Consider the following 19,730-nt stretch of genomic DNA (forward strand, 5'->3'; position numbering starts at 1 on the left):
TGGGTCTCCCGAAATTCGGTCGGCATTATCAGCTCAGCCTCTGGCGGGGGCAAGAAGCATGTGGGAGGGGAGTGGACTACTTTTCCCGACGCACCTCGGAAGTTACCAGCTGCAGGCGCTTTTCCAGCCCCAATTCGGATAACAGTTTCTGCACGGCATCCTTGCGCACCGGCTTGCTGAGGAACTGGTCCATACCGGCTTGCTGCATCTTGTCGCGCTGCTCCTGCAGCACGTGAGCTGTCAAGGCGACCACGGGGGTGCGCGGCAGGCCTGCGCGAGTTTCTATTTCGCGAATTTTTTCCGTCGCTGTAATGCCGTCCATTACTGGCATTTCGCAGTCCATTAATACCAGATCAAAAGCTCCGCCGGCAGCCCGGTAGGCAGCGGTGGCTTCCTCTCCGTTGCGGCACAGCACTGGAGCTATGCGCAGAGCGCCCAGGATGGCACGAATAACATCTCTGTTGACGTCGTTATCTTCCGCAACCAGCACACTGAGGTGATCAAAGCGGCTATGCTCGCTTATCTGACTGGTCGGTACCGTTTGACCAGCCATGGCACTGTCATTCAGGAATTGCCCGAGCGCGGTGGGGGTGACCGGTTTATTCAGAATAGGATAGCCATCGGTGCTCTGGTCGATGCTCGCCAGCAGGGTAACTTTGCTGCGCCAGTGTTGCAGGCGTTGACGTGTCTGTGCGTCAGCTGCAAGTACCAAGGCGCTGTCCACCAGTACATGATCGAAGCTCTCGGCCATTTCGATATGGGACAGGTCCGTGCCAGTGGTCACCGTGGCGCCAGCATGCTCAAGCATATGCTGCAGAGCGCGCTGCTCCGCATCCGAACGGGTCAGTAAAAGAATATTGCGCAGCGACGGCTGATGGGGCTCAGACGAAGCAGTGCTATAGGCTGGCAAAGGCAGGTCGAGCCAGAAGCACGAGCCTTCACCCGGTGCGCTGATGACGCCAATCTCGCCGGACATCAGCTCGGTCAATCGGCGACATACTGCCAGTCCCAGACCGGTGCCGCCAAAGCGACGGGCAGTAGACTGGTCGGCCTGAGTGAATACTTCAAAAATGCGCTCCTGCTGGTCAACGGGAATGCCGACACCTGTGTCCTGAACTTCAATATGCAGGCCACGTTGTCCGCTGCCCAGTTGCTGCTCCGTGACGCGTACCAGTACATGGCCTTCGCGGGTGAACTTGACCGCATTGTTAATCAGGTTCAGCAGAATTTGCCGGAGCCGTACCGGGTCACCATATACCCATCGAAACTGGCTTACGGTGACGTCCATAATCAAATCGAGAGACTGCTGTCTGGCCACACCAGCAAAAGCACTAATCGCATCTTCAGTGAGTGATTGGATATCGACTGGTGCCGACTCAAGTGACAACTGGCCAGCTTCGATCTTTGAGAAGTCCAGAATGTCGTTTAGGACGGCAATAAGATTGTCGCCGGAGTGCTGCATTAGCTCAACATAATGGCGCTGTCTTTCATTTAAGTCGCTGTTTGCCAGCAGATCGAGTACGCCGATAATTCCGTTCATGGGAGTGCGGATTTCGTGGCTCATGGTGGCGAGAAATTCGCTTTTCGCCTGATTGGCACTTTCAGCTCGAATACGTTGTTCCTGGTTTCGTTCGCGCTCAAGTCTCTCCGCATCAAGTGCTTCTTCGGTTTGTTCACGGCGGACTATGTCACTGCGCAAAGTCTCGCGCATTTCGTTGATAGCGTCAGCGATATCCTGCAGTTCATCTCGTTGCAGATTTTGCCTCGGCAGTTCCAGCGGGTGGTGCAGTTTGGTGATAGACAGTTCGCGGGCATATCGGGCGATGGCGCGTAGATGGCGACCAAGCATATGACGCATCAAAAGCATGATTACTGCGGCGATGACCAGAGTTTTAATGGTCTGAAACAGAATGATAAAAAGGGCATGTTCGCCAACTCGCTGATACAGCGCATCACGGCTTAGCTGGATATACAGCTCGCCGAGCGGTTCTGCAGTGCCATCACGGCGACGATAAATGATCGGATAACTGTTGGTGCGCTGGCTCTCTGCGCTGCCCCGTGGATCGCCAACCAGCAGACTGCGAGTTTGACCATTCCAGTCCTGCCACTGTACTTCTGCGCCGGTAACTTCTGGCAGGCGCAACAGAGCTTCAAGTTGCACACTCAATTGCTCCTCGTCGAAATTCCACAGACTGCGGGTGATTCCGGGCAGAGTGGTCAGCTCGACCTGCTCGAGATTACGCTCCATGTCAGACAGGCCCTGATCGAACTCGCGCGCCAGTAGCAACAGGATTGCTACAAGAGTGATCACCGAGCTAATCAGCAAGATCGCGCCCATCAGGCGGAAAGCAAGGGGGTTGTCAGTATGATAACGACGTAAGCGAGAAATCATGGTCAGGACCCTCCGTGGACCTGAGGGAAAAGATAACACGAATACCCCGGGGGGATCAGCCTGCCGCCGCCCCCGTGTCTTTGGTGATTTCGTGTCGTTGCGCACAGTCCTTGCACGCCACGCCTCCCGTCTAAGACTATGTTCTGATCCTAGATGTGAGCATGCTCCATCACAACCCCCCGGAATGGGGGTCCCGACGAGTGGTATACAAAGTGTGCTTTAAGGATTTACCCCTCTTTGCGAATCAGGCGCAGGTGGCGCAGTTTCTCCGTTTCGATGCGGTCAAGGCGCTGCAGGCAGCTACGGAAAGTGCGGCTGATCATAGTGGTATTGCGGATCAGCTCGATCTTCGGCCAAGTGGTTTTTTCGCCGCTGCGAATAAAGTCCCGTACATCCTCCACAGAGGGGTTGCGCAGCACTTTGAGGATATTGGTTGCCTGTCGCGGCGGTATGATGTTGATGTCGCCGAAATACTTCTGTTTGAGAATGGACTCTGCCTTGTCGAGGATCAGGCCAAGGTCATTTGACTGCACCTGTCGCTGGGCCAGATTCAAAACAAAGCGCGCATTCATGGTGAAGTTGCGCAGCGCCAGATTACCCAGTGCCGGCAGCATGCGGCCGCCACCCTTGCGGGCCAGAAAGGGCACCACATGAGGGTTGGTCTGGCTGACAATCGAATGGTTGACGCCATACAGACGTGCCAGTCGGTGAACTGGCAGGTCGTCTTTGATGGAACCGTCTACCCATTTGCGACTGGGAATATAGGGCACCTTTTCGCCATCAATATTCTTTGCCCACAGGGTCACCGGCGGATAGATTCCAGGAATTGCGCAGGAGGCCAGTGAAGCCTTGCGAATTAGCACATTAGGGGAGGTGCGCCAGTTGAGCAGGCGAGCATGCTGATGGCGGTCGTAGGGGCTGACGGTGATATTAATTTCCCGGCCAGTCTTGCGATATGCCTCCTCAAAGGTCAAATCATCAATGTTTTCTTCCAGACAGGCTTCCAGATAGTTGCCATCCAGCACCGGCTTGCCGCGCAAGGTGCCATCCCAGCCCACTACCTTGAATGCTTCCAGATAGATGTTTTCCGGCTCCAGCTTGGTGAGGAGTTCCGAGTCGTCATGGGTGCCGACAACTGAGGCAATAATAGAGCCGGCGCTAGAGCCGGAAATGATTGGTGGCAGCAGACCCTGTTCCCACAGTGCCTTGGCGACACCAATATGGAACAAGCCGAGCGCCGCGCCACCAGACATCATCAGGCAACTTTGCCCAAAGGCCTGCCCCGTGGTCTGGAAAAAATCCAGCTTTTCCTTGAAGGGGAGCCCTTCGAACTCGTTGTCGCACAGGTAGTCCAGAGCGGCGGTGACTTCCGCCAGATAACGCTCTATCAGCCGTTTGGTGCCAACCCGGGCATGGCTGTACAGAGCAGGGTTGGAAATATTGCCCAGATTGCCATGCAAGCCCTCGTGCAAATGGAATACCAGCTTGTTGACGTCGTTACGTTCGCGGGCCTGACGGATCTGTGCCAGACGGTTGCGAATCAACTCATAGTCATAATGTTGAGAGCGGTCTATTTCCTTCCAGCTGTCGGCGCCGGACAGGCGGTCGTGTTCAAGGCAGGCCTCACGCCACTCTTCGTAGGTGGTGGCTTGATCAATGGCTCTTTCAAGTTGCTTCAGGGCGCGTTTCATAGGGGCACCTGTTAATGTGACAGTGCCCGGAGTATAGCGACTAAGCGGTTCTGATCATCCACTTTTGTCTGACAGGTTTTTTGAGGCTGGTAATGATTTGTTCTGGTCTCGATAGTCTCCAGGGGTCATCTGGTGATGGCGCTTGAAGCTGCGCTGGAAAGAGCGGATATCTGAATATCCCAGTCTTTCGGCGATTTCGGTCTGTGCCATGGAGGTGTCACGCAGGTAGGTTCTGGCCAGCTCTTGACGCAGGTTATCGAGGATATCCTGCCAACTGGTGCCCTCATCCTGCAGGCGCCGGTGAAGGGTGCGGACGTTAAGGCCCAGATCTTCCGCAACCTGCTCTTTGCGTGGCAACCGTTCGGTCAGTGACGACAGGATGCGGTTGCGTACTTTCTGCGTCAGAGTGGTTTCAATGCCCAGGGACTGCAGCTTGCGCGCCGCATGGGCTTCCAATGTGGAGTGCAGCTGCGGGTCAGGTTGGCGCAGGCGGTGCTGCAGGGAGACTGGCGAGGAAATGATTGCTGAGCAAGGCTGGTCAAAGCGCACCTCGCAGCCAAATATCCTGCGGTAGTCTTCGCGTAGGCGGCGATCCTCCGGTGCTCCGTGCTCAAGCATGACCAGCTCGGGAGACAGATTCGAATTATCCGTCAGCCAGCGTGAGTACAGCACCCAGGAACCGAGAACATTTTCGATCAGATGGCGGCGCGCGGGCTGCTTTTGGTGGCGGCATATCCAGCGAACTTCAACCAGCCCTTCGTTCACCAGCGTTTCCGTGACGCCCATATCTCCTACCAGTTTTTCGTACAGGGCTACCTTGGACAACGCCTCGAACAGGGTCGAGGCACTCATTGCGATATAGCCCATCACGCTGTAAGAGCCGGGTTGGACATACTGGGAAGTATGCAGTCCGAAAAGTGGGTCGCCGGAGGTCTCAATCAACCAGATAAGAAGCCTTTCAAATTGCTCTCCGGGAATCCTCGCTTCCGGGTCGTCCGCCAGTGCCGGAGCGATGCCGGAGTGCAGCAGACCCTTTGATGGGTCAACGCCAGCAGCACGGGCGCTAACCAGATACTGGTTTAGTGCTGCGCCGGATATGGTGCCCAGATCATTCATGGCAGACCCCACGGTAAAATCAGTCCAGAAGGAAACGTATCATCACTTGGCTATGTAAGGTGACTTCGCCGGCACTGTAGCGGGACTTGTCCGCCTGAGATTCCATGGCCATGGCGCGCAGCGGTTGTGGGCCTGGTAGCTGTGTTCCCTGCTCAATAATCATCAGAGCCTCCCCCAGTTCGCGGCCGGCCGCCCTTGCAAGAATATCAGCACGATGACGGGCATTGTGTACCGCCTGTTGTAGCACCTGATCCTCCAGGGCGGCCAGATCAGCGACTTCGGCGCCAGCTTGTTGCAGCTCACTCGGGGACAGGGCGGTGAAGCGGTCAAGCAACTGGATATAGTTATCCATACCATCGACACTGACCCGCACATCCCGCCATACCCGCTGGCCGATCAGTTTGCGTTCCGGTTGCCATTGCCATTCTGGTTGCACATTCAGGGAGCTGGCCTGAATTTTTTTGTCGTCAATGCCAAGAGCGCGGGCAGCGGCCAACGCTTTTGACATTTGCTGATCCAGCTTTATTTTCATGGCCGCCACATCAGTGCCGACCTCACTGAACTTGGCATGCAGGTTAAAGCGGTCTGGCACGGCGCTGATCTCGGCGACACCCTGTACTTCAATATGTGCCGGAGTAGTCTCGGCGGGGGTGCTGTTGGCGATCTGGTTATCGCAGCCTGTCAATAGAGCAAGGCAAAATGAGGCAAGCAGGGCAAGACGCATGAAAATATCTCCGATGGACATTGATGTGATTGTGCCGAATAAGACTGTCTGCTGCACGGGGTCCTTATCGGGTCGGTGACGTCGCCGGTCCGTCGGCCTATCATGTCGCCGGTTTCCAGGAGGAAGTATGGCGATCAGTGAGCAGGTAATACGACAGGCTTTGGCGACTATCGTGCCGCAGGAGTTGGCTACAGATCTGATTAGCGCGGGCAGCGTGCATCGGCTGGATGTGGCTGAGGCCGGTGTATTTCTGGAAGTTAGGCTTGGCTTCCCCTGTGACAGTCAGCGGGCCCGCTATCAGGCTCAGATCAGCGAGTCGTTGGCGCCCGTGCTGGGAGGAGTGCCGCTGCACCTTCGGGTCGACTGGCAGGTCTTGCCGCACCGCGCCCAGCAGAATATGGCGACCCTCGATCAAGTTAGTAACATCATTGCCGTGTCCTCGGGCAAGGGCGGGGTGGGGAAATCTACCACCGCGGTCAATCTGGCGCTGGCGCTGCAGGCGGAAGGTGCTCGCGTGGGAGTGCTTGATGCGGATGTGTTTGGCCCCAGTCTGCCACTGATGCTCGGCGTGCCGGAGGGTCAGCGGCCTCAAGTAAAGGACGGCAGGCTTTTTATTCCGATTCAGGCCCATGGCCTACAGACCATGTCCATGGGCTACCTGATTGATGAAGGTACTCCGGTGGTATTTCGTGGCCCCAAAGCTAGCGGTGCATTACTGCAGCTGGTCGAGCAGACCCTGTGGGACCATCTGGATTACTTGATCATCGATATGCCGCCGGGAACGGGGGATATTCAGCTGACGCTGGCCCAAAGAGTGCCAGTGGCTGGTGCTGTAGTGGTGACCACCCCGCAGGACATTGCCTTGCTGGACGCCATCAAGGGCATTGAAATGTTTCGCAAAACGGATATTCGCGTGCTTGGCATTGTCGAGAACATGGCTATGCATGTGTGCAGTAATTGCGGCCATATTGAGCATATTTTTGGTGAGGGTGGTGGCGCCAGAGTGGCCGAGCGTTATGACACCGCACTGCTTGGTAGTCTGCCTCTGTCACGCGCTATTCGAGAGCAAGCTGACGGTGGTGCTCCGACGGTGGTGGCCGAGCCGGATAGTCCTGAGGCCGAGGGCTATCGACAGGTGGCCCGGCGTATGGCTGCAAGGCTGTCACTAATCGGCGTCGGCCAGAGGGCCTTTCCGCGGGTCAAGATGGAACACTGACAGGCCCCTGCCGCTGCGGTTAAGATGCGCCCCTTGCCGTAGGTAATCTGACGGGCACAACCAGACTGAGGGATTCATCATGAGTATCAAGTCAGATCGCTGGATACAGCGTATGGCGGAGCAACACGGAATGATCGAGCCGTTTGAGGCAAAGCAGGTTCGACAGGGCGTGGATGGCGGTAAGGTGATTTCCTACGGCGTGTCGAGTTACGGTTACGACGTGCGCTGCGCAGATGAATTCAAGGTGTTTACCAATATTCATTCGGCCACGGTTGACCCTAAACACTTCGATGAAAAGAGCTTCGTCGATGTGCGCGGTGAGTACTGCATTATTCCGCCAAACTCCTTTGCGCTGGCGCGTACTGTTGAGTACTTCCGGATTCCGCGTAATGTGCTGACGATCTGCCTTGGCAAGTCTACTTATGCGCGCTGCGGCATTATCGTTAATGTGACGCCGCTGGAACCTGAGTGGGAAGGGCATGTGACGCTGGAGTTCTCCAACACCACGACGCTGCCGGCAAAGATCTATGCCAACGAGGGTGTTGCGCAAATGTTGTTCCTTGAGTCGGATGAGATTTGTGAGGTGTCTTATAAGGACCGTGGCGGCAAGTACCAGGGGCAGCAGGGGGTAACATTGCCGAAAGCCTGACAGAGTCCTGTTCCGGCTGCGCAAGACCTCATTACGACGTGGGAGGAGAGTCTTCTTTGGACTCCTCCGGTTCTTTCGCGGCGGCCGGGTCAAGCGGGGCGGGGCCGTCATAACGTATCATCAATAGCTCGCCGAATAGTGCCCGGTTTTCCACATGACGGGCTTTCACCAGCATGTACTGCAGCGAAGGTGCTACCCAGAATATGGTGCGTCGCTGGCTATCTGCCTTGCGTTTTTTTTCGATGACGATGGTGTCAATGTCGCCAGCCGGTGTAGACACAGTTTCTTCGCCAGTGACCATAAAGGTGTGACTGCGCACCTTGTCTCCGTAGGCAGCGCTCAAGGTGAACTCCTTTTCCCCTTCCGCTAGTAGACATTGGGCTTTGAGTAGCATGGTCAGTTCGTCCAGAGTGTCTGGCTCGATCGGGTAATGGCCTTGCTCTTGACCATCATCGAAAAGCACATCCTGGCTGTCCCAGTTGAAGGTCATGCTGTGCTCCCGACGAATGCCGAAGCCGCGAAACTGGTGCTCATAACGATTGCTTCTGGGGGCGCAATCATTCCAGCTGAAAAAGCTTTGCTCCCGGTTCTTGATCAGAAAGGAGCGATTCTCCATTTGCATTCGGTATTCGTCCGACTGGTCCGTCGGTCCCAGCTCCAGCGTTGCTTTAATAGTGGTCGGGATTCTGCTGACATGCAGACGGAACTCAGCCTCAAAAGGCTGCAAGGGATCGGCGCCGGCGGCGCCGGCGAGAATCAGCAAAGGCAATATAAAAGTGCGCATTAAAGAGACCGGATCACCATTTCGTGTCGCTGATTGTCTTCTTCTTGCACCAGTTTCACTAGTGAGAAATTGTGATCGGTGGCAAACCATAGCCAAGTCTGGCGCCCTTGCTCCTCATCTTGCTCTCTCAGTAGCCGAACGGTACGTAGTTGGCCGGCCGGCGTCTGCAAAACCTCCTCGCCGTCACGGCTGTAACGCTCCTGCTCTCGACCTTTTTCATCGGCCACATCTACTACCAGATCCTGATCGCCGCGCTGCAGCATGCACTGCAGAGCGAGTGTCTGGGACAGTTTGTCTGTTGTGGTGCTGCTGATCGGGTACTCGCGCACCTTGCCGTTAGAGCGTGTCGACAGCGCCATGCCCGTGCTGCGGTCAAGAGTCAGCGTCGCCTCGCGTTTCTGGCCAAGGCCTTCGCGCAGGTAGCTGTAACGGGTGGTTTGGGGGGTGCATTGGTGCCAGCTAAAGCGGGTCACTTCCCGAATTCGGCCAAGTAGATTGCCGGCTTCAACCTCCATCTGCCAGGTGGTGTCATCAATTTGCCGCAGACGACGTTCCGCTGTTACTGACACGGGGGCCTGACTGGTAGACAGACGAAATTCCTGATTGAAAGACTGCTCAGGACCGGCGTGAGTTTGCAGGGGCAGTAGCAAGCTCAGCAGGCAGCTGATCCAGATCGAAGCCTTCAGAGGGTATTGGTTGGCCATCAAGCTGTACTCCCCGTGGTTCTAGCGTCAGGCGGCCAGTGGCACGCCACTCCAACACCCGGGGGTAAAGCTCATATTCCCGGGCCTGTACACGCTTGGACAGGGTTTCTTCGCTATCGTTCTCCAGCACGGGCACACGGGCCCTGGCGATTATCGGGCCGCCATCTAGTTCATCGCTAACGAAGTGGACAGAACAGCCGTGCTCAGCATCGCCGGCCTGAATTGCATGCAAGTGGGTGTGCAGGCCTTTGTGGAGAGGCAACAGGGAGGGGTGGATATTGATTAGTCGACCGCTGTAATGAGCCACGAAAGCAGGGCTGAGGATGCGCATGAAACCAGCCAGCACGATGGTGTCCGGCTGAAACCGATCAAGCTCGGCGATCATGGCCTGATCAAAGGCGGCCCGGTCCGGGTAGTTTTCCTTGTTCAGGGTGATCGTGGCGATCCCCGCACGGATCGCCCTTTGCAGGCCAGCTGCACTGGTTTTGTTGCTCAGCACTACGGCGACTGAGGCAGACAAGCGGCCAGCATCGATGGCGTCGATAATGGCCTGCAGATTGGTACCATTGCCGCTGATCAGAACTGCCAGTCTGTGGGTCACTCACTGACTCCGCTAAGAATGACTTCGGCCTCGCCTTCAGTGGCACGAATTTCGCCCAGCAACCAGGCGCTTTCTCCGTAGGCCTCGAGTAGCGCCAACGCTTGATCTACCTGCGCCTCGGGAATCACCAGCACCATGCCGACTCCGCAGTTGAAGGTGCGGTACATCTCAAAATCTTCCACCTGACCTTCGCGCTGCAGCCATTGGAACAGTTCCGGCATGTTCCAGCTGCCGGTGTCCACATAGGCTGAAGCTCCCTGTGGCAAGACACGTGGGAGGTTCTCCGGCAGGCCACCACCGGTGATGTGTGCCATGGCCCGAACATCGATTTGTTCAATCAGTGCCAGCAGGTTTTTTACATAGATTCGGGTTGGTTCAAGCAGCGCTTCGATAAGGGGCTTGCCGTGGATCATCACATCAGCAGGGCTGCTCTGCGCCAGAATCCTGCGAATCAGCGAGTAGCCATTGGAGTGAGCGCCAGAAGAAGCAAGGGCAATCAGCTTGTCTCCGGCTTGAACGCGCTTGCCATCAATAATCTTTTCTTCCTCGACCACGCCGACGCAGAAGCCGGCCAGATCGTAATCATCGCCCTCGTACATGCCCGGCATTTCTGCGGTCTCACCGCCCACCAGAGCGCAACCGGATTGTTCGCAGCCAAGTCCAATGCCCTCGACCACGCGGGCAGCAACCTCTACGTTCAGTTTGCCGGTGGCGTAATAGTCGAGAAAGAACAGCGGCTCAGCGCCGCCTACGATCAAGTCATTAACGCACATGGCAACCAGGTCGACGCCGATATGGTCGTGGCGGTTGTGCTCCATGGCGAGGCGTAGCTTGGTGCCGACACCATCGGTTCCAGATACCAGAATCGGGTTGCGGTATTTGGAGGGAATACGGCACATGGCACCAAATCCACCCAAGCCGCCCATGACCTCCGGTCGGGTAGTGCGCTTGGCTACCGGGCTGATACGTTTTACCAGAGCGTTACCAGCATCAATATCGACTCCGGCATCGCGGTAGCTCAGGGGGCGTTTCTCTGTCATGGGGGACTCCGGCTGGGCGAGGGCGGCTATTCTAGCAGCGGAAACGCCTTTGTGAGCCATGGGTTATGCCTGATTTGAACGTTTTTTGCCGATATGGCTCTGATCAGGCGGCAACTTGGCCACAAACTTGATCTCTATCTTTTGTACAACGGCTGCATACACTGGCAGCGTTGTGGATAATGGCGCGCTTAGTCATTGCAGGCGGTGGTACATGAAATATCTGTTCGCATGTTTCGGACTGATCGCAGGATTGTTGTGGAGCTTGTCGCCGGCCTGGGGACAGGAGCTGGGAGATGTCCGGGTGGCGGTGGAGGATCGTACCCCTGAAGTTCGCCAGCGGGCGATTGCAGAGGGCCTTGATCAGGTGCTGGTGCGCCTGACTGGTGACAAAAACGGCGCTGCCGAAGCGGGGCTGGAAGTGGTTCGACGGGATCCATCACGCTGGCTCCAGCAGTTCTCTTACGAGTCATCTGATAGCGAGGACCTTGAGCTGCTGATCCGTTTTGATGTGCCGATTCTGCTCCGACAGCTTGAGCAGGCGGGGGTGCCAGTATGGACCACAACTCGCCCGGAGACTCTTCTCTGGCTGGTAGTGCAGCGTACCGCAGGTGGTGAAATTCTGGCTGATGGCAGTCAGGATCCGGCCGCTATCGCACTGCTTCAGGCCGCTGAGCAGCGTGGCCTGCCAGTGAGGCTACCGTTGATGGATGCTGAGGATCAGGGTCGTATTCGTGCCGCCGATATCCGTGGCCACTTCGAGGAGGTGTTACGCCGCGCCGCCAGCCGTTACCAGAGCGCCTATAACGTTAGTGCGGTGCTATATCCGGGGGCGACGGTGCAGTTGCGCTGGCGCTTGCTGGAGCAGGGAAGGCTTCAGGAGAGCGGCGAAATCAGCAGCGAGTCCGAGCAGCTGGCTTTGACCGAGCTAATTGACCGGGTGACGGGTCGCATTGCGCCTCTGTATACGGTTCGTGCCGGAGAGGCTCAGTCATATATTCTGCAGGTTGAGGGTGTTAGCTCGCTGCAGGGCTGGCAGGAGGTGACCACTCATATCGCCTCTCTGGCGGGAGTCCGGGATGTTAACGTGGCAGCCTTGGCCGGTAGCAACCTGACGCTGGAGCTGAGTTTTAGCGGTGATGCCGAGCAAATCCGTGCCTTGCTGGCCTTGGAGCGCCGGCTTACCGAGTGCGCCCGTTCGTTCTACCCGGCAGATGAGCCTATGCAGGACCAGCCGGATCAGCCTCTACAGCTGAGATTCTGCTGGCAGGGAGATTTGCGCCAATGATTGCGCCTGCACAGCTGCCTTTGGCGCTCAAGTTGCGTGCCGGCAGCAGCCTGTCGTCCTTCATCACCGGTGACAATACACTTCTGCTGGCAGCCCTGGATGAGCTGGGCTGCACTGAATCGGGACAGCTTTATCTGTGGGGCGAATCAGGCTCTGGGCGAAGCCATCTGCTCGAGGGCAAAGTCCGCGAGGCAGGGGGCGCAGGGTGTTTCCTTGCTGCGCAAGAGCTGGTTTCGCTTGCCCCGGATGTGCTGGAAGGCCTTGAACAGTTCAGGGTGCTGGCAATCGACGATATTGACCTGCTGGCGGGCAGGGCGGATTGGGAGGCGGCATTGTTCCACCTCTATAACCGGCTTCGAGAGGCGGGCGGATCATTGCTGGTGTCAGCCAGGCAGCCGCCGGGCGAGAGTGGCTTTCAGCTTGCTGATCTGACCTCCAGACTGGCCGCCGGCCCCGTCTGGCGGGTGGTGCCTTTGGCAGATGAGGGCCTGCTTGAGCTGGTTCGCCAGCGCGGGCGCGGGGCTGGCCTTGAGGTGAGTGATGATGTGGCGCGCTACCTGCTGGCCCGTTCGACCCGCTCGGCCGCAGCCATCGCCGCGCTATTAGCGCAGTTAGATCAGCTGGCCATGGCTCACCAGCGACGCCTGACCATTCCCTTTATCCGCAGTCTGCGGCTGAGCTGACAGCCTTACAAAACTATAACAGCCGGCGAATGGCGCCACGGCTACACTCGTGTTCGCTAACTCTGTGTGCTGTAAGGCTTTAATAGTCGGATTTCACTCAATAACAACCAGAACAGGCCGGTGACGGTCGGAGTTGAAGCATGTTCCACCGCAGTTCAGTTTCTCTTGTCGCTGTTACCCTTATGGCCCTGTCCGCAGCTGCGTCGGCCACTAACTATGACATCGGCACCCGCAGTGATCTGGTCGCCGCAGACGGGCTGTGCTCGGTGCGCGAGGCCGTAAATGCGATCAACACGCAACGCGGTTACATTGGCGGTGTGGAGTCGGATGAGCGCGGCGTGACCCTGGCGGCCAGTCCCGGCGATGTAAACCAGCTATCGTTTGTCAAAGAAGTTCGCAACGTCAGTAACAATGGCTCTTTTCTGCCGGTCGGCAGTCGACTGGTGGCGGAGCGGGGTGACCTGCTCGAGTACCGCATCACTGTCGAGGCCGATGAAGCCGGTGGTGATATTGAAGGTGTGACGTTGCAATTCCTGTTCCCCCATGAAGACCCCGCCGTAATCGACCCGCTCACCGGAACATGGAGAGGTTATATCTCCAGCTATGTGGCTGGCAGCACCTTGCTTAATGGTGCTGAGAAGGCGGATGTGGCGGATGGCTTCCCATTTGCAAGTCCTGCAGAAATTAATGATGCGGATGCTGGCGAAGACGATCTGACCTTTGCAGAGGGCAAAATTCGTGAAGGGAATAAGGCAGAGATCGTTTTCCGGGTAAGAGTAGAAGCGGGTGATGATGAAGCGGTTTCCGAAGATCTGCCTGAAGTAGAAAACGAAATCGATACAGAATATCTGGTCGAGGCCGAGTGTCCGGCCGGGACCATCGCTAATACTATTTTTCTCAAGTCAGTTCTCGCGGACTCGGAAGATCCAGCGGTAGTTTACCAGCTTTGTGATGACCCGATTGCGGTATGTGCCGGTGCTCTGGTGTTAGGTGGTGGACAGGACCGCGATGGCCGTGCGGTGAATCCTGGAATTACCTTTGAGCCAATGAGAGAAGATGCCTTCGATCGTGAGGAGAAGAAAAACGTACAGATTAAGGCTGCACTAAATCGGCGTGTATTCGAGGTTCGCAACGGTGCTACGTTGACACTTAAGTTCATGTCTGTAGTGGGTGCTGGTGCTTTGCCGGCAGGCCAGAATGGTGGTTTGATGCTTGTTCTGGGGACGGTCAATATTAACGAAGGGTCACTGCTTACTGACGGGGAGGCTGAGAATGGCGGGGCCATCTATCTGGATGGCAACAGAACCGTGAGTTTCTCCCGTGCTCGCTTTGAGAATAACCATGCGACAGTAAACGGTGGCGCCATTGCCTCGGCTAGTACTTTTCGTGGTGGGATTACTGGCAGTCGCTTCCACTTTATTGGTAACAGTGCGGACGGTGATGGCGGCGCAATCTATCTTGATGGCCAGGCGCCGTCTATTTTTGCTGACAATGGTACTTTTTATAACAATAGTGCGGTCGATGGTGCTGCCATCCGTATAGCCACTGATGAGCGTAGTAGCGGTCTTAATAACGTCACTATTGTTGCTAATAATGCCAGTGCCGGATCGGCGCTTTCTTATCGTACGGCCGCAACAACAACCGTGCTTTATGACGAGCTTTACAACTCCGCAGTGTTAGGCAATATCGGCGGCGATTGTGCGGCGGATGATGGCCCCGCCACGGCGGGTAGTGATCTGACCCTTGACCTGGCGCAGATTGCTTATGTTGTCAGTGCCGGCGCTGCAGGTGCACCTACCTGTGGACCGCTTGATGCGGAATACCTTGATCCCTTCAGCGGCGAACCGTTCGATTACAGTCTGGTCGATTTCTCTCTCTTGCTGGGCAATAATCCCGCCATCACGGATCCGTTGAATCCCGCATTTGATGATCGTTTTGACTGTGAGGCGCCCGCCGGTGCTGCCAGCTGCCGTCCAATGACTTTTGATGACGGCCTGCAAGGATTCTTGCCAAATAATGACGTTACGCTGCCGGCACCGGCGGCAGGTCGTATTGAACCGTCTCTGATAAGCGCGGGTAGTCCGGAAGATGCTGTTTTCTTTGTCTGTGCAGCGACAGATCAGCGTGACCTGAATCGAGAGCCGCGCTGTGATGCAGGTTCAGTTGAGCTGCAGATTGCTGCGGGTGCAGATGAGGAATTCAGGGTCGTGCAGGGGCAGGAAGTACTGCTCGACGTGCTTGCTAATGATGTGGGGGATCTGGTGATAGACTGTAGGGATCTTGCCGATCCGCTGGCCTGTATCCAGTTTTTCCTGCCACCCAGGCAAACTGATGTAGTACCACTTAACTGGGTTAGTGGTCTGGTTAGTCCTGCTAACCCGGATGGAGAAACCAGGGTCACTGTGGTGCCGGATCGTGAAGGCGTTTATTTAAACCGGCTGCCGCTTGCGGATGAAGAGGAAATGATTTTCCCTGCTGGCTATCCACTTATCCTGCATACGCCGCTGGAGTCATTCCATGGCGTCGATCAGTTCCGTTATTACCTTGATTCCGATGCAGTGGATGGCCCCACCTACGCGGCGGCTGATCCCTCGGCGAACTCAAACCTTGTAGTTGAAGCGGCATCGGGCCTGAGCAAAAAAGAAGATATTACAACGCTGGGCTCGTTCGGTTGGGTAGCTCTTCTTTCGCTAATGTCGTTGCTGTTCCGGCGGATGCGTTTTCTTCTGCCTTTGCCTGTGTTGCTGTTTGCTGCACAGCTTCAGGCCGCAGATATCATTGTCAACACTCTGGAAGATTCTGCTGACCTGAATGCTCTGGATGGTGATGGAAACCCCTACTCGAACAATAAGAAGTGCAGTCTCAGGGAAGCGCTTTTTGTAAGCATCGACCGATCACCATTTTTCTTTCCCGACTGTATTTCAGGGGAGACGGGGCAGGATCGGATTATTATCGATGTGGAGGGGGATATTGAGCTTGAGGCTGTGCTTGATATCTTCAGTTCGAATGTGGTTATCGAAGGTCAGGGTCCGGGCAAGACTGTCATTCTTCCGGCGCCGGCCAATCAGCACCGTGTCATCCAGGCGACCTCGCTACTAACCCTGCGTAATCTAACCATTGCGGATGGCTACACAACGGATAACGGCGGCGCTATTTTTACCAACTCATCGCTAACTCTTGAAAATGTTGAGCTGCGTGACAATCAGGCACTCGGTAATGGCGGCGCGATTTACCTCAACTATAATGCTGAGTTAAGCCGCACTTTCACCATGAGACGTAGTTACGCACACGGTAATCAAGCCGGTATTAACGGCGGCGTGTTTTCCATGATTGGTCAGAATCGTGGTCATGATGTTGTCTTTGATGGAGTGACCTTCTCCAGTAATTCCGCGCCAAATGGTGCTGGTGGTGCGCTGGATATAAATCTGCCTTTCGCCGGTGGCGCCCGCATTCTCAATAGCACCTTTGTTGAGAATGATGCGCTTGCTGGTGCCGCGATCGATCTGCAGCAGATGGACTCCGGGGTCAATGTCTACATTATTAATAGCACAGTGGTGGATGCGGTTGCGCCTGCTGCTGCAGGCGCTGGCGTGATTGAGCTGGGCGATAACTCCGGCAGAATATTTCTGACGAATAGCGCCTATGTAGGCTCGCGGGAGTGCACCACTGGAGCCAAGGCATTTGAGCGCCTTTACTACAACTTGTTTTCTACGCCAACACCAGCCACCTGCACGGCGGCGTCGTCTGATAATAATGTAGCCAATAGTGAAGTGAATGGTGCCGATATTCTTGATGTATTGAATGGTGCCTTGCTGGCAGGCGAGCAGTTTGACGATGATCGTTATATTCCACCGCATTTGCCCATTATTGCCGAGGCTTTGGATAACCCGCTGACCTATCCTGCAGGACCTTTCATCATTGATGCGGGTAATACGGCAGAGCTGGTCTCTGGAGATAATAGTCCGACTGCCTGTCGAACCCTTGATTTGCGCGGCACATCCCGTGAGTCTGGCGGTCGCTGTGATATTGGTGCCTATGAATTACAGGTTCCGACAGCGATTGATGACAGCACATCCAATAAAACCAACTCTGCTCGTGTTGTGCGGATTGATGTGTTGTTCAATGATCTCGCTGGTGATGGTGTCCCCGATGTCGCTGACGAGCTTGTCGACAACGAGGTTTTGCGAGGTACCATTGACTTGGATCCCTCTAATCCTGCGGTAACGGCAAGTAACTCAATCGTGGTTCCTGTGGATGGGGGTTCGCGAACCTTTACCGTTAGCAAGGTGTATGACGGTGAATGGCAGTTCGACAATAGTGCCGACGTGCTTGAGCCTGGCGTCTATGAGATTGGTGCTGTGGTCTACAACAGCAATGATGTGTTTGTTGCTAGTGCCAGACAGACTCTGATCGTCCGTGACCCTGATCCGGAGTCAGATTTAGATGAGGATGCCGTTGAGTTTGTGACCACCGGTGGTTCGGCGCTGCAGATTAAGGCCGTCTCTGGTGACACTGATGGTGATTTTATCGTTGACGATGGCGGCCTGATCATTAGCGGCCGCAGTGACTCGGAGGATGGCTCCAGAGTTGAGCTGTTTATTGATGATCGAGAGCTTGGCGAGGCTGATCTTTCTCGGGATCCGGGCCCTTGTGGCGGAGAACCAGGCGCCGGTGGTGATGAAGGCTGTATTGTTCTGGTTGAGCCTGTTGATGCCCTGCAGTGTTCTGACTTTGAAGAGGGCGGGCTTGAGGTGGTATTCCCTTACAGCTTCATGGTCTTCAATCAGGAGTCAGGTCAGTTCACCACGTCTACCAGTGCAGAAGTTACGGTCACTCTTGATAACGTTAGTCCGCTAATGCAAAGCGAGAGCATTCGTTCCAAGCCCGGCCGCACCGAGGTATTTACTCTGGATATCAATGATCCCGATGGTGTGGTTGAGCTTCTGGATGAAAGCGGCCCTGCGTCGGTACCGCGTATCACGTTGGAAACACCGCCTAAGTTTGCCTCCTTTGTTTTGCGTGAGGTGGATACTGGTGAGGGCTTTGAGTTTCTTCCGCAGGTATTCGGTATCGAAGGTTATGGCACGGTGGATCCGGAGTTCGGCTTGCTGTCGGGGGTGCCCGATGGGCTCGGTCTGGTGGTGCGCGAGGATGCTGGCGTGATTACCGTGACTTATACCCCGCGTGACAGCCTTGGCCAGTTCAATGATCGTTTCGTGCTCGGCTATCGGGATCAGTGCGGTGCCGAGAGATCCGCTGAGTTCAGAGTGCTGTACCCGGGGGGCGAGGCCAATACCGGCAGTGCCGGCTATTGGTGGATGATGGCGGTGATGCTGTTGATCGGTCGTCGTCTGCGTCGTTTGCCTCGCGTTTGATCTGGTTTCCCTGTAAGCGGCTGTGAGGTATAACCCCCTCACAGCAACTTTTCAGGGTGGTTTATGGATATCTCAGGTGGTTGGGATCTGGTGGTGATTGGCACTGGTCCCGCCGGCGAGGCCGCAGCAATGCGCGCCGTTAAAAGTGGTCGTCGTGTTGCCGTCGTCGAAAATCAGCAAACAGTTGGTGGAAGTTGCACCCATCTCGGCACCATTCCTTCTAAAGCGCTACGCCACCTGATCCGTCAGGTTATTCGGCACCACCGAAACCCCCTGCTGCAGGATATGCGCGCCCCAGTAGAGAATCGCTGGGAGCATATGGTCACCCGTGCCCGTGAAGTGATTGATGCGCAGGTCGGCGTGCGTACTGACTATTACCTGCGCAACCGCATTCCGGTATTCAGTGGTCATGGTCGGCTCGATGGGCCGGGCAGGGTGCGCGTGGAAGATGACAGTGGCAGGCAGTGGCTACTGGAGACTAAGCACATTGTTCTGGCAACCGGTTCACGGCCATACCGCCCCAAGGATGTGGACTTTACTCATCCCGGTATCTATGACAGCGATACAATTTTGAGCATGAGTTCAACGCCGCGACATCTGATTATCTATGGGGCAGGTGTTATCGGTTGTGAATATGCATCCATGTTTGCCGGTCTTGGTATCCAGGTGGACCTGGTGGACAGCCGCTCCCATCTGCTGGATTTTCTTGATGCGGAAATTTCTGATGCCCTGAGCTACCACCTGCGGGAACAGGGAGCCACCATTCGCCATGACGAGCATTACGCCAAGGTGGAAGCAGATGATCAGGGGGTCACGCTGCATCTACAGTCAGGCAAGAGTATCCGCGCTGATGCTTTGCTGTGGTCTAACGGCCGTACGGGTAATAGCGATGGGCTAGGCCTGGATAGTGTTGGTCTTGAAGCAGATGGCCGAGGCCATCTACGCGTTGATGAGCGCTATCAGACTGATTGTGAGGGCGTTTACGCGGTGGGTGATCTTATTGGTTGGCCATCGCTGGCGAGTGCAGCCTATGATCAAGGACGTTTCTGCGCTGGCATGATTTGTGGTGACGCGCAGCATCAGGTCACAGACGTACCAACCGGTATCTACACCATCCCTGGGATTAGCTCTGTGGGTAAAACGGAGCAGGAGCTGACCCGGCAGCAAGTCCCTTATGAAGTAGGTCAGGCATTCTTCCGTAATCTGGCGCGAGCTCAGATAACTGCAGAAAAAGTCGGAGTGCTTAAAATCCTGTTTCACCGTGACACGCTGGCCGTGTTGGGGATTCATTGCTTTGGCTATCAGGCTACGGAAATTGTTCATGTCGGTCAGGCGATTATGCGCCAGCCAGCGCCCAACAATACGCTTAACTATTTTCTTGAGACGACATTTAATTATCCGACCATGGCAGAGGCCTACCGGGTTGCCGCAATTAATGGCATGAATCGCCTGAGGCGCTGAGTGGCAGGC

At 55.8% G+C, this 19,730-nt stretch carries 14 protein-coding genes; 6 read left to right on the forward strand and 8 right to left on the reverse strand.

Annotation, left to right across the window (positions count from 1 at the left end; translation table 11 throughout):
* Positions 1 to 76 precede the first annotated feature (76 nt).
* The 4 genes from J1C54_RS02345 to J1C54_RS02360 form a co-directional block, all read right to left on the reverse strand.
* Positions 77 to 2,392: an ATP-binding protein gene (locus J1C54_RS02345; protein ID WP_229144220.1), complete on the reverse strand. Its 2,316-nt coding sequence runs from the start codon at positions 2,390 to 2,392 to the stop codon at positions 77 to 79.
* Positions 2,393 to 2,619: 227 nt separating this feature from the next.
* A complete protein-coding gene (locus J1C54_RS02350) occupies positions 2,620 to 4,083 on the reverse strand; it encodes a DUF3336 domain-containing protein (protein ID WP_229144221.1) in 1,464 nt (487 codons plus the stop codon).
* A gap of 54 nt (positions 4,084 to 4,137) precedes the next feature.
* Positions 4,138 to 5,199, reverse strand: a complete 1,062-nt coding sequence (locus tag J1C54_RS02355; protein ID WP_229144222.1) for an AraC family transcriptional regulator — start codon at positions 5,197 to 5,199, stop codon at positions 4,138 to 4,140.
* Positions 5,200 to 5,218: 19 nt separating this feature from the next.
* The gene (locus J1C54_RS02360) at positions 5,219 to 5,923 is read right to left on the reverse strand and encodes an SIMPL domain-containing protein (protein ID WP_229144223.1); all 705 of its coding nucleotides are present in this window, start codon (positions 5,921 to 5,923) and stop codon (positions 5,219 to 5,221) included.
* A gap of 127 nt (positions 5,924 to 6,050) precedes the next feature.
* Between J1C54_RS02360 and apbC the strand changes: the two genes are divergently transcribed.
* On the forward strand, positions 6,051 to 7,139 hold the full coding sequence (gene apbC, locus J1C54_RS02365) for an iron-sulfur cluster carrier protein ApbC (RefSeq protein WP_229144224.1): 1,089 nt from the start codon (positions 6,051 to 6,053) through the stop codon (positions 7,137 to 7,139).
* A 79-nt stretch (positions 7,140 to 7,218) separates the two neighbouring features.
* Positions 7,219 to 7,788, forward strand: a complete 570-nt coding sequence (dcd, locus tag J1C54_RS02370) for a dCTP deaminase (RefSeq protein WP_229144225.1) — start codon at positions 7,219 to 7,221, stop codon at positions 7,786 to 7,788.
* Positions 7,789 to 7,819: 31 nt separating this feature from the next.
* On the opposite strand, the gene J1C54_RS02375 is transcribed toward dcd, so the two are convergent.
* Genes J1C54_RS02375 through purM form a run of 4 tightly spaced genes read right to left on the reverse strand, consistent with a single transcriptional unit; the run spans position 7,820 to position 10,917 of the window.
* Positions 7,820 to 8,572: a DUF3108 domain-containing protein gene (locus tag J1C54_RS02375; RefSeq protein WP_229144226.1), complete on the reverse strand. Its 753-nt coding sequence runs from the start codon at positions 8,570 to 8,572 to the stop codon at positions 7,820 to 7,822.
* Positions 8,572 to 9,276, reverse strand: a complete 705-nt coding sequence (locus tag J1C54_RS02380; protein WP_229144227.1) for a DUF3108 domain-containing protein — start codon at positions 9,274 to 9,276, stop codon at positions 8,572 to 8,574. Before J1C54_RS02380 ends, J1C54_RS02375 begins: the two co-directional genes overlap by 1 nt.
* Positions 9,188 to 9,877, reverse strand: a complete 690-nt coding sequence (gene purN, locus J1C54_RS02385; protein WP_229144228.1) for a phosphoribosylglycinamide formyltransferase — start codon at positions 9,875 to 9,877, stop codon at positions 9,188 to 9,190. The genes J1C54_RS02380 and purN overlap by 89 nt, the downstream gene beginning before the upstream one ends.
* A complete protein-coding gene (purM, locus tag J1C54_RS02390) occupies positions 9,874 to 10,917 on the reverse strand; it encodes a phosphoribosylformylglycinamidine cyclo-ligase (protein WP_229144229.1) in 1,044 nt (347 codons plus the stop codon). Before purM ends, purN begins: the two co-directional genes overlap by 4 nt.
* Before the next feature lie 211 nt (positions 10,918 to 11,128).
* On the opposite strand from purM, the gene J1C54_RS02395 reads away from it, so the two are divergent.
* The 4 genes from J1C54_RS02395 to sthA all read left to right on the forward strand — a co-directional run bounded on the left by J1C54_RS02395 (position 11,129) and on the right by sthA (position 19,721).
* The gene (locus J1C54_RS02395) at positions 11,129 to 12,202 is read left to right on the forward strand and encodes a DUF2066 domain-containing protein (protein ID WP_229144230.1); all 1,074 of its coding nucleotides are present in this window, start codon (positions 11,129 to 11,131) and stop codon (positions 12,200 to 12,202) included.
* Positions 12,199 to 12,885, forward strand: a complete 687-nt coding sequence (gene hda / locus J1C54_RS02400; protein ID WP_229144231.1) for a DnaA regulatory inactivator Hda — start codon at positions 12,199 to 12,201, stop codon at positions 12,883 to 12,885. The genes J1C54_RS02395 and hda overlap by 4 nt, the downstream gene beginning before the upstream one ends.
* A gap of 140 nt (positions 12,886 to 13,025) precedes the next feature.
* The gene (locus J1C54_RS02405; protein WP_229144232.1) at positions 13,026 to 18,260 is read left to right on the forward strand and encodes a choice-of-anchor Q domain-containing protein; all 5,235 of its coding nucleotides are present in this window, start codon (positions 13,026 to 13,028) and stop codon (positions 18,258 to 18,260) included.
* Positions 18,261 to 18,323: 63 nt separating this feature from the next.
* Positions 18,324 to 19,721, forward strand: a complete 1,398-nt coding sequence (gene sthA / locus J1C54_RS02410; RefSeq protein WP_229144233.1) for a Si-specific NAD(P)(+) transhydrogenase — start codon at positions 18,324 to 18,326, stop codon at positions 19,719 to 19,721.
* Positions 19,722 to 19,730 lie beyond the last annotated feature (9 nt).

It is taken from the genome of Alcanivorax sp. 1008 (genome assembly GCF_020667895.1).
GTDB lineage: Bacteria > Pseudomonadota > Gammaproteobacteria > Pseudomonadales > Alcanivoracaceae > PGZG01.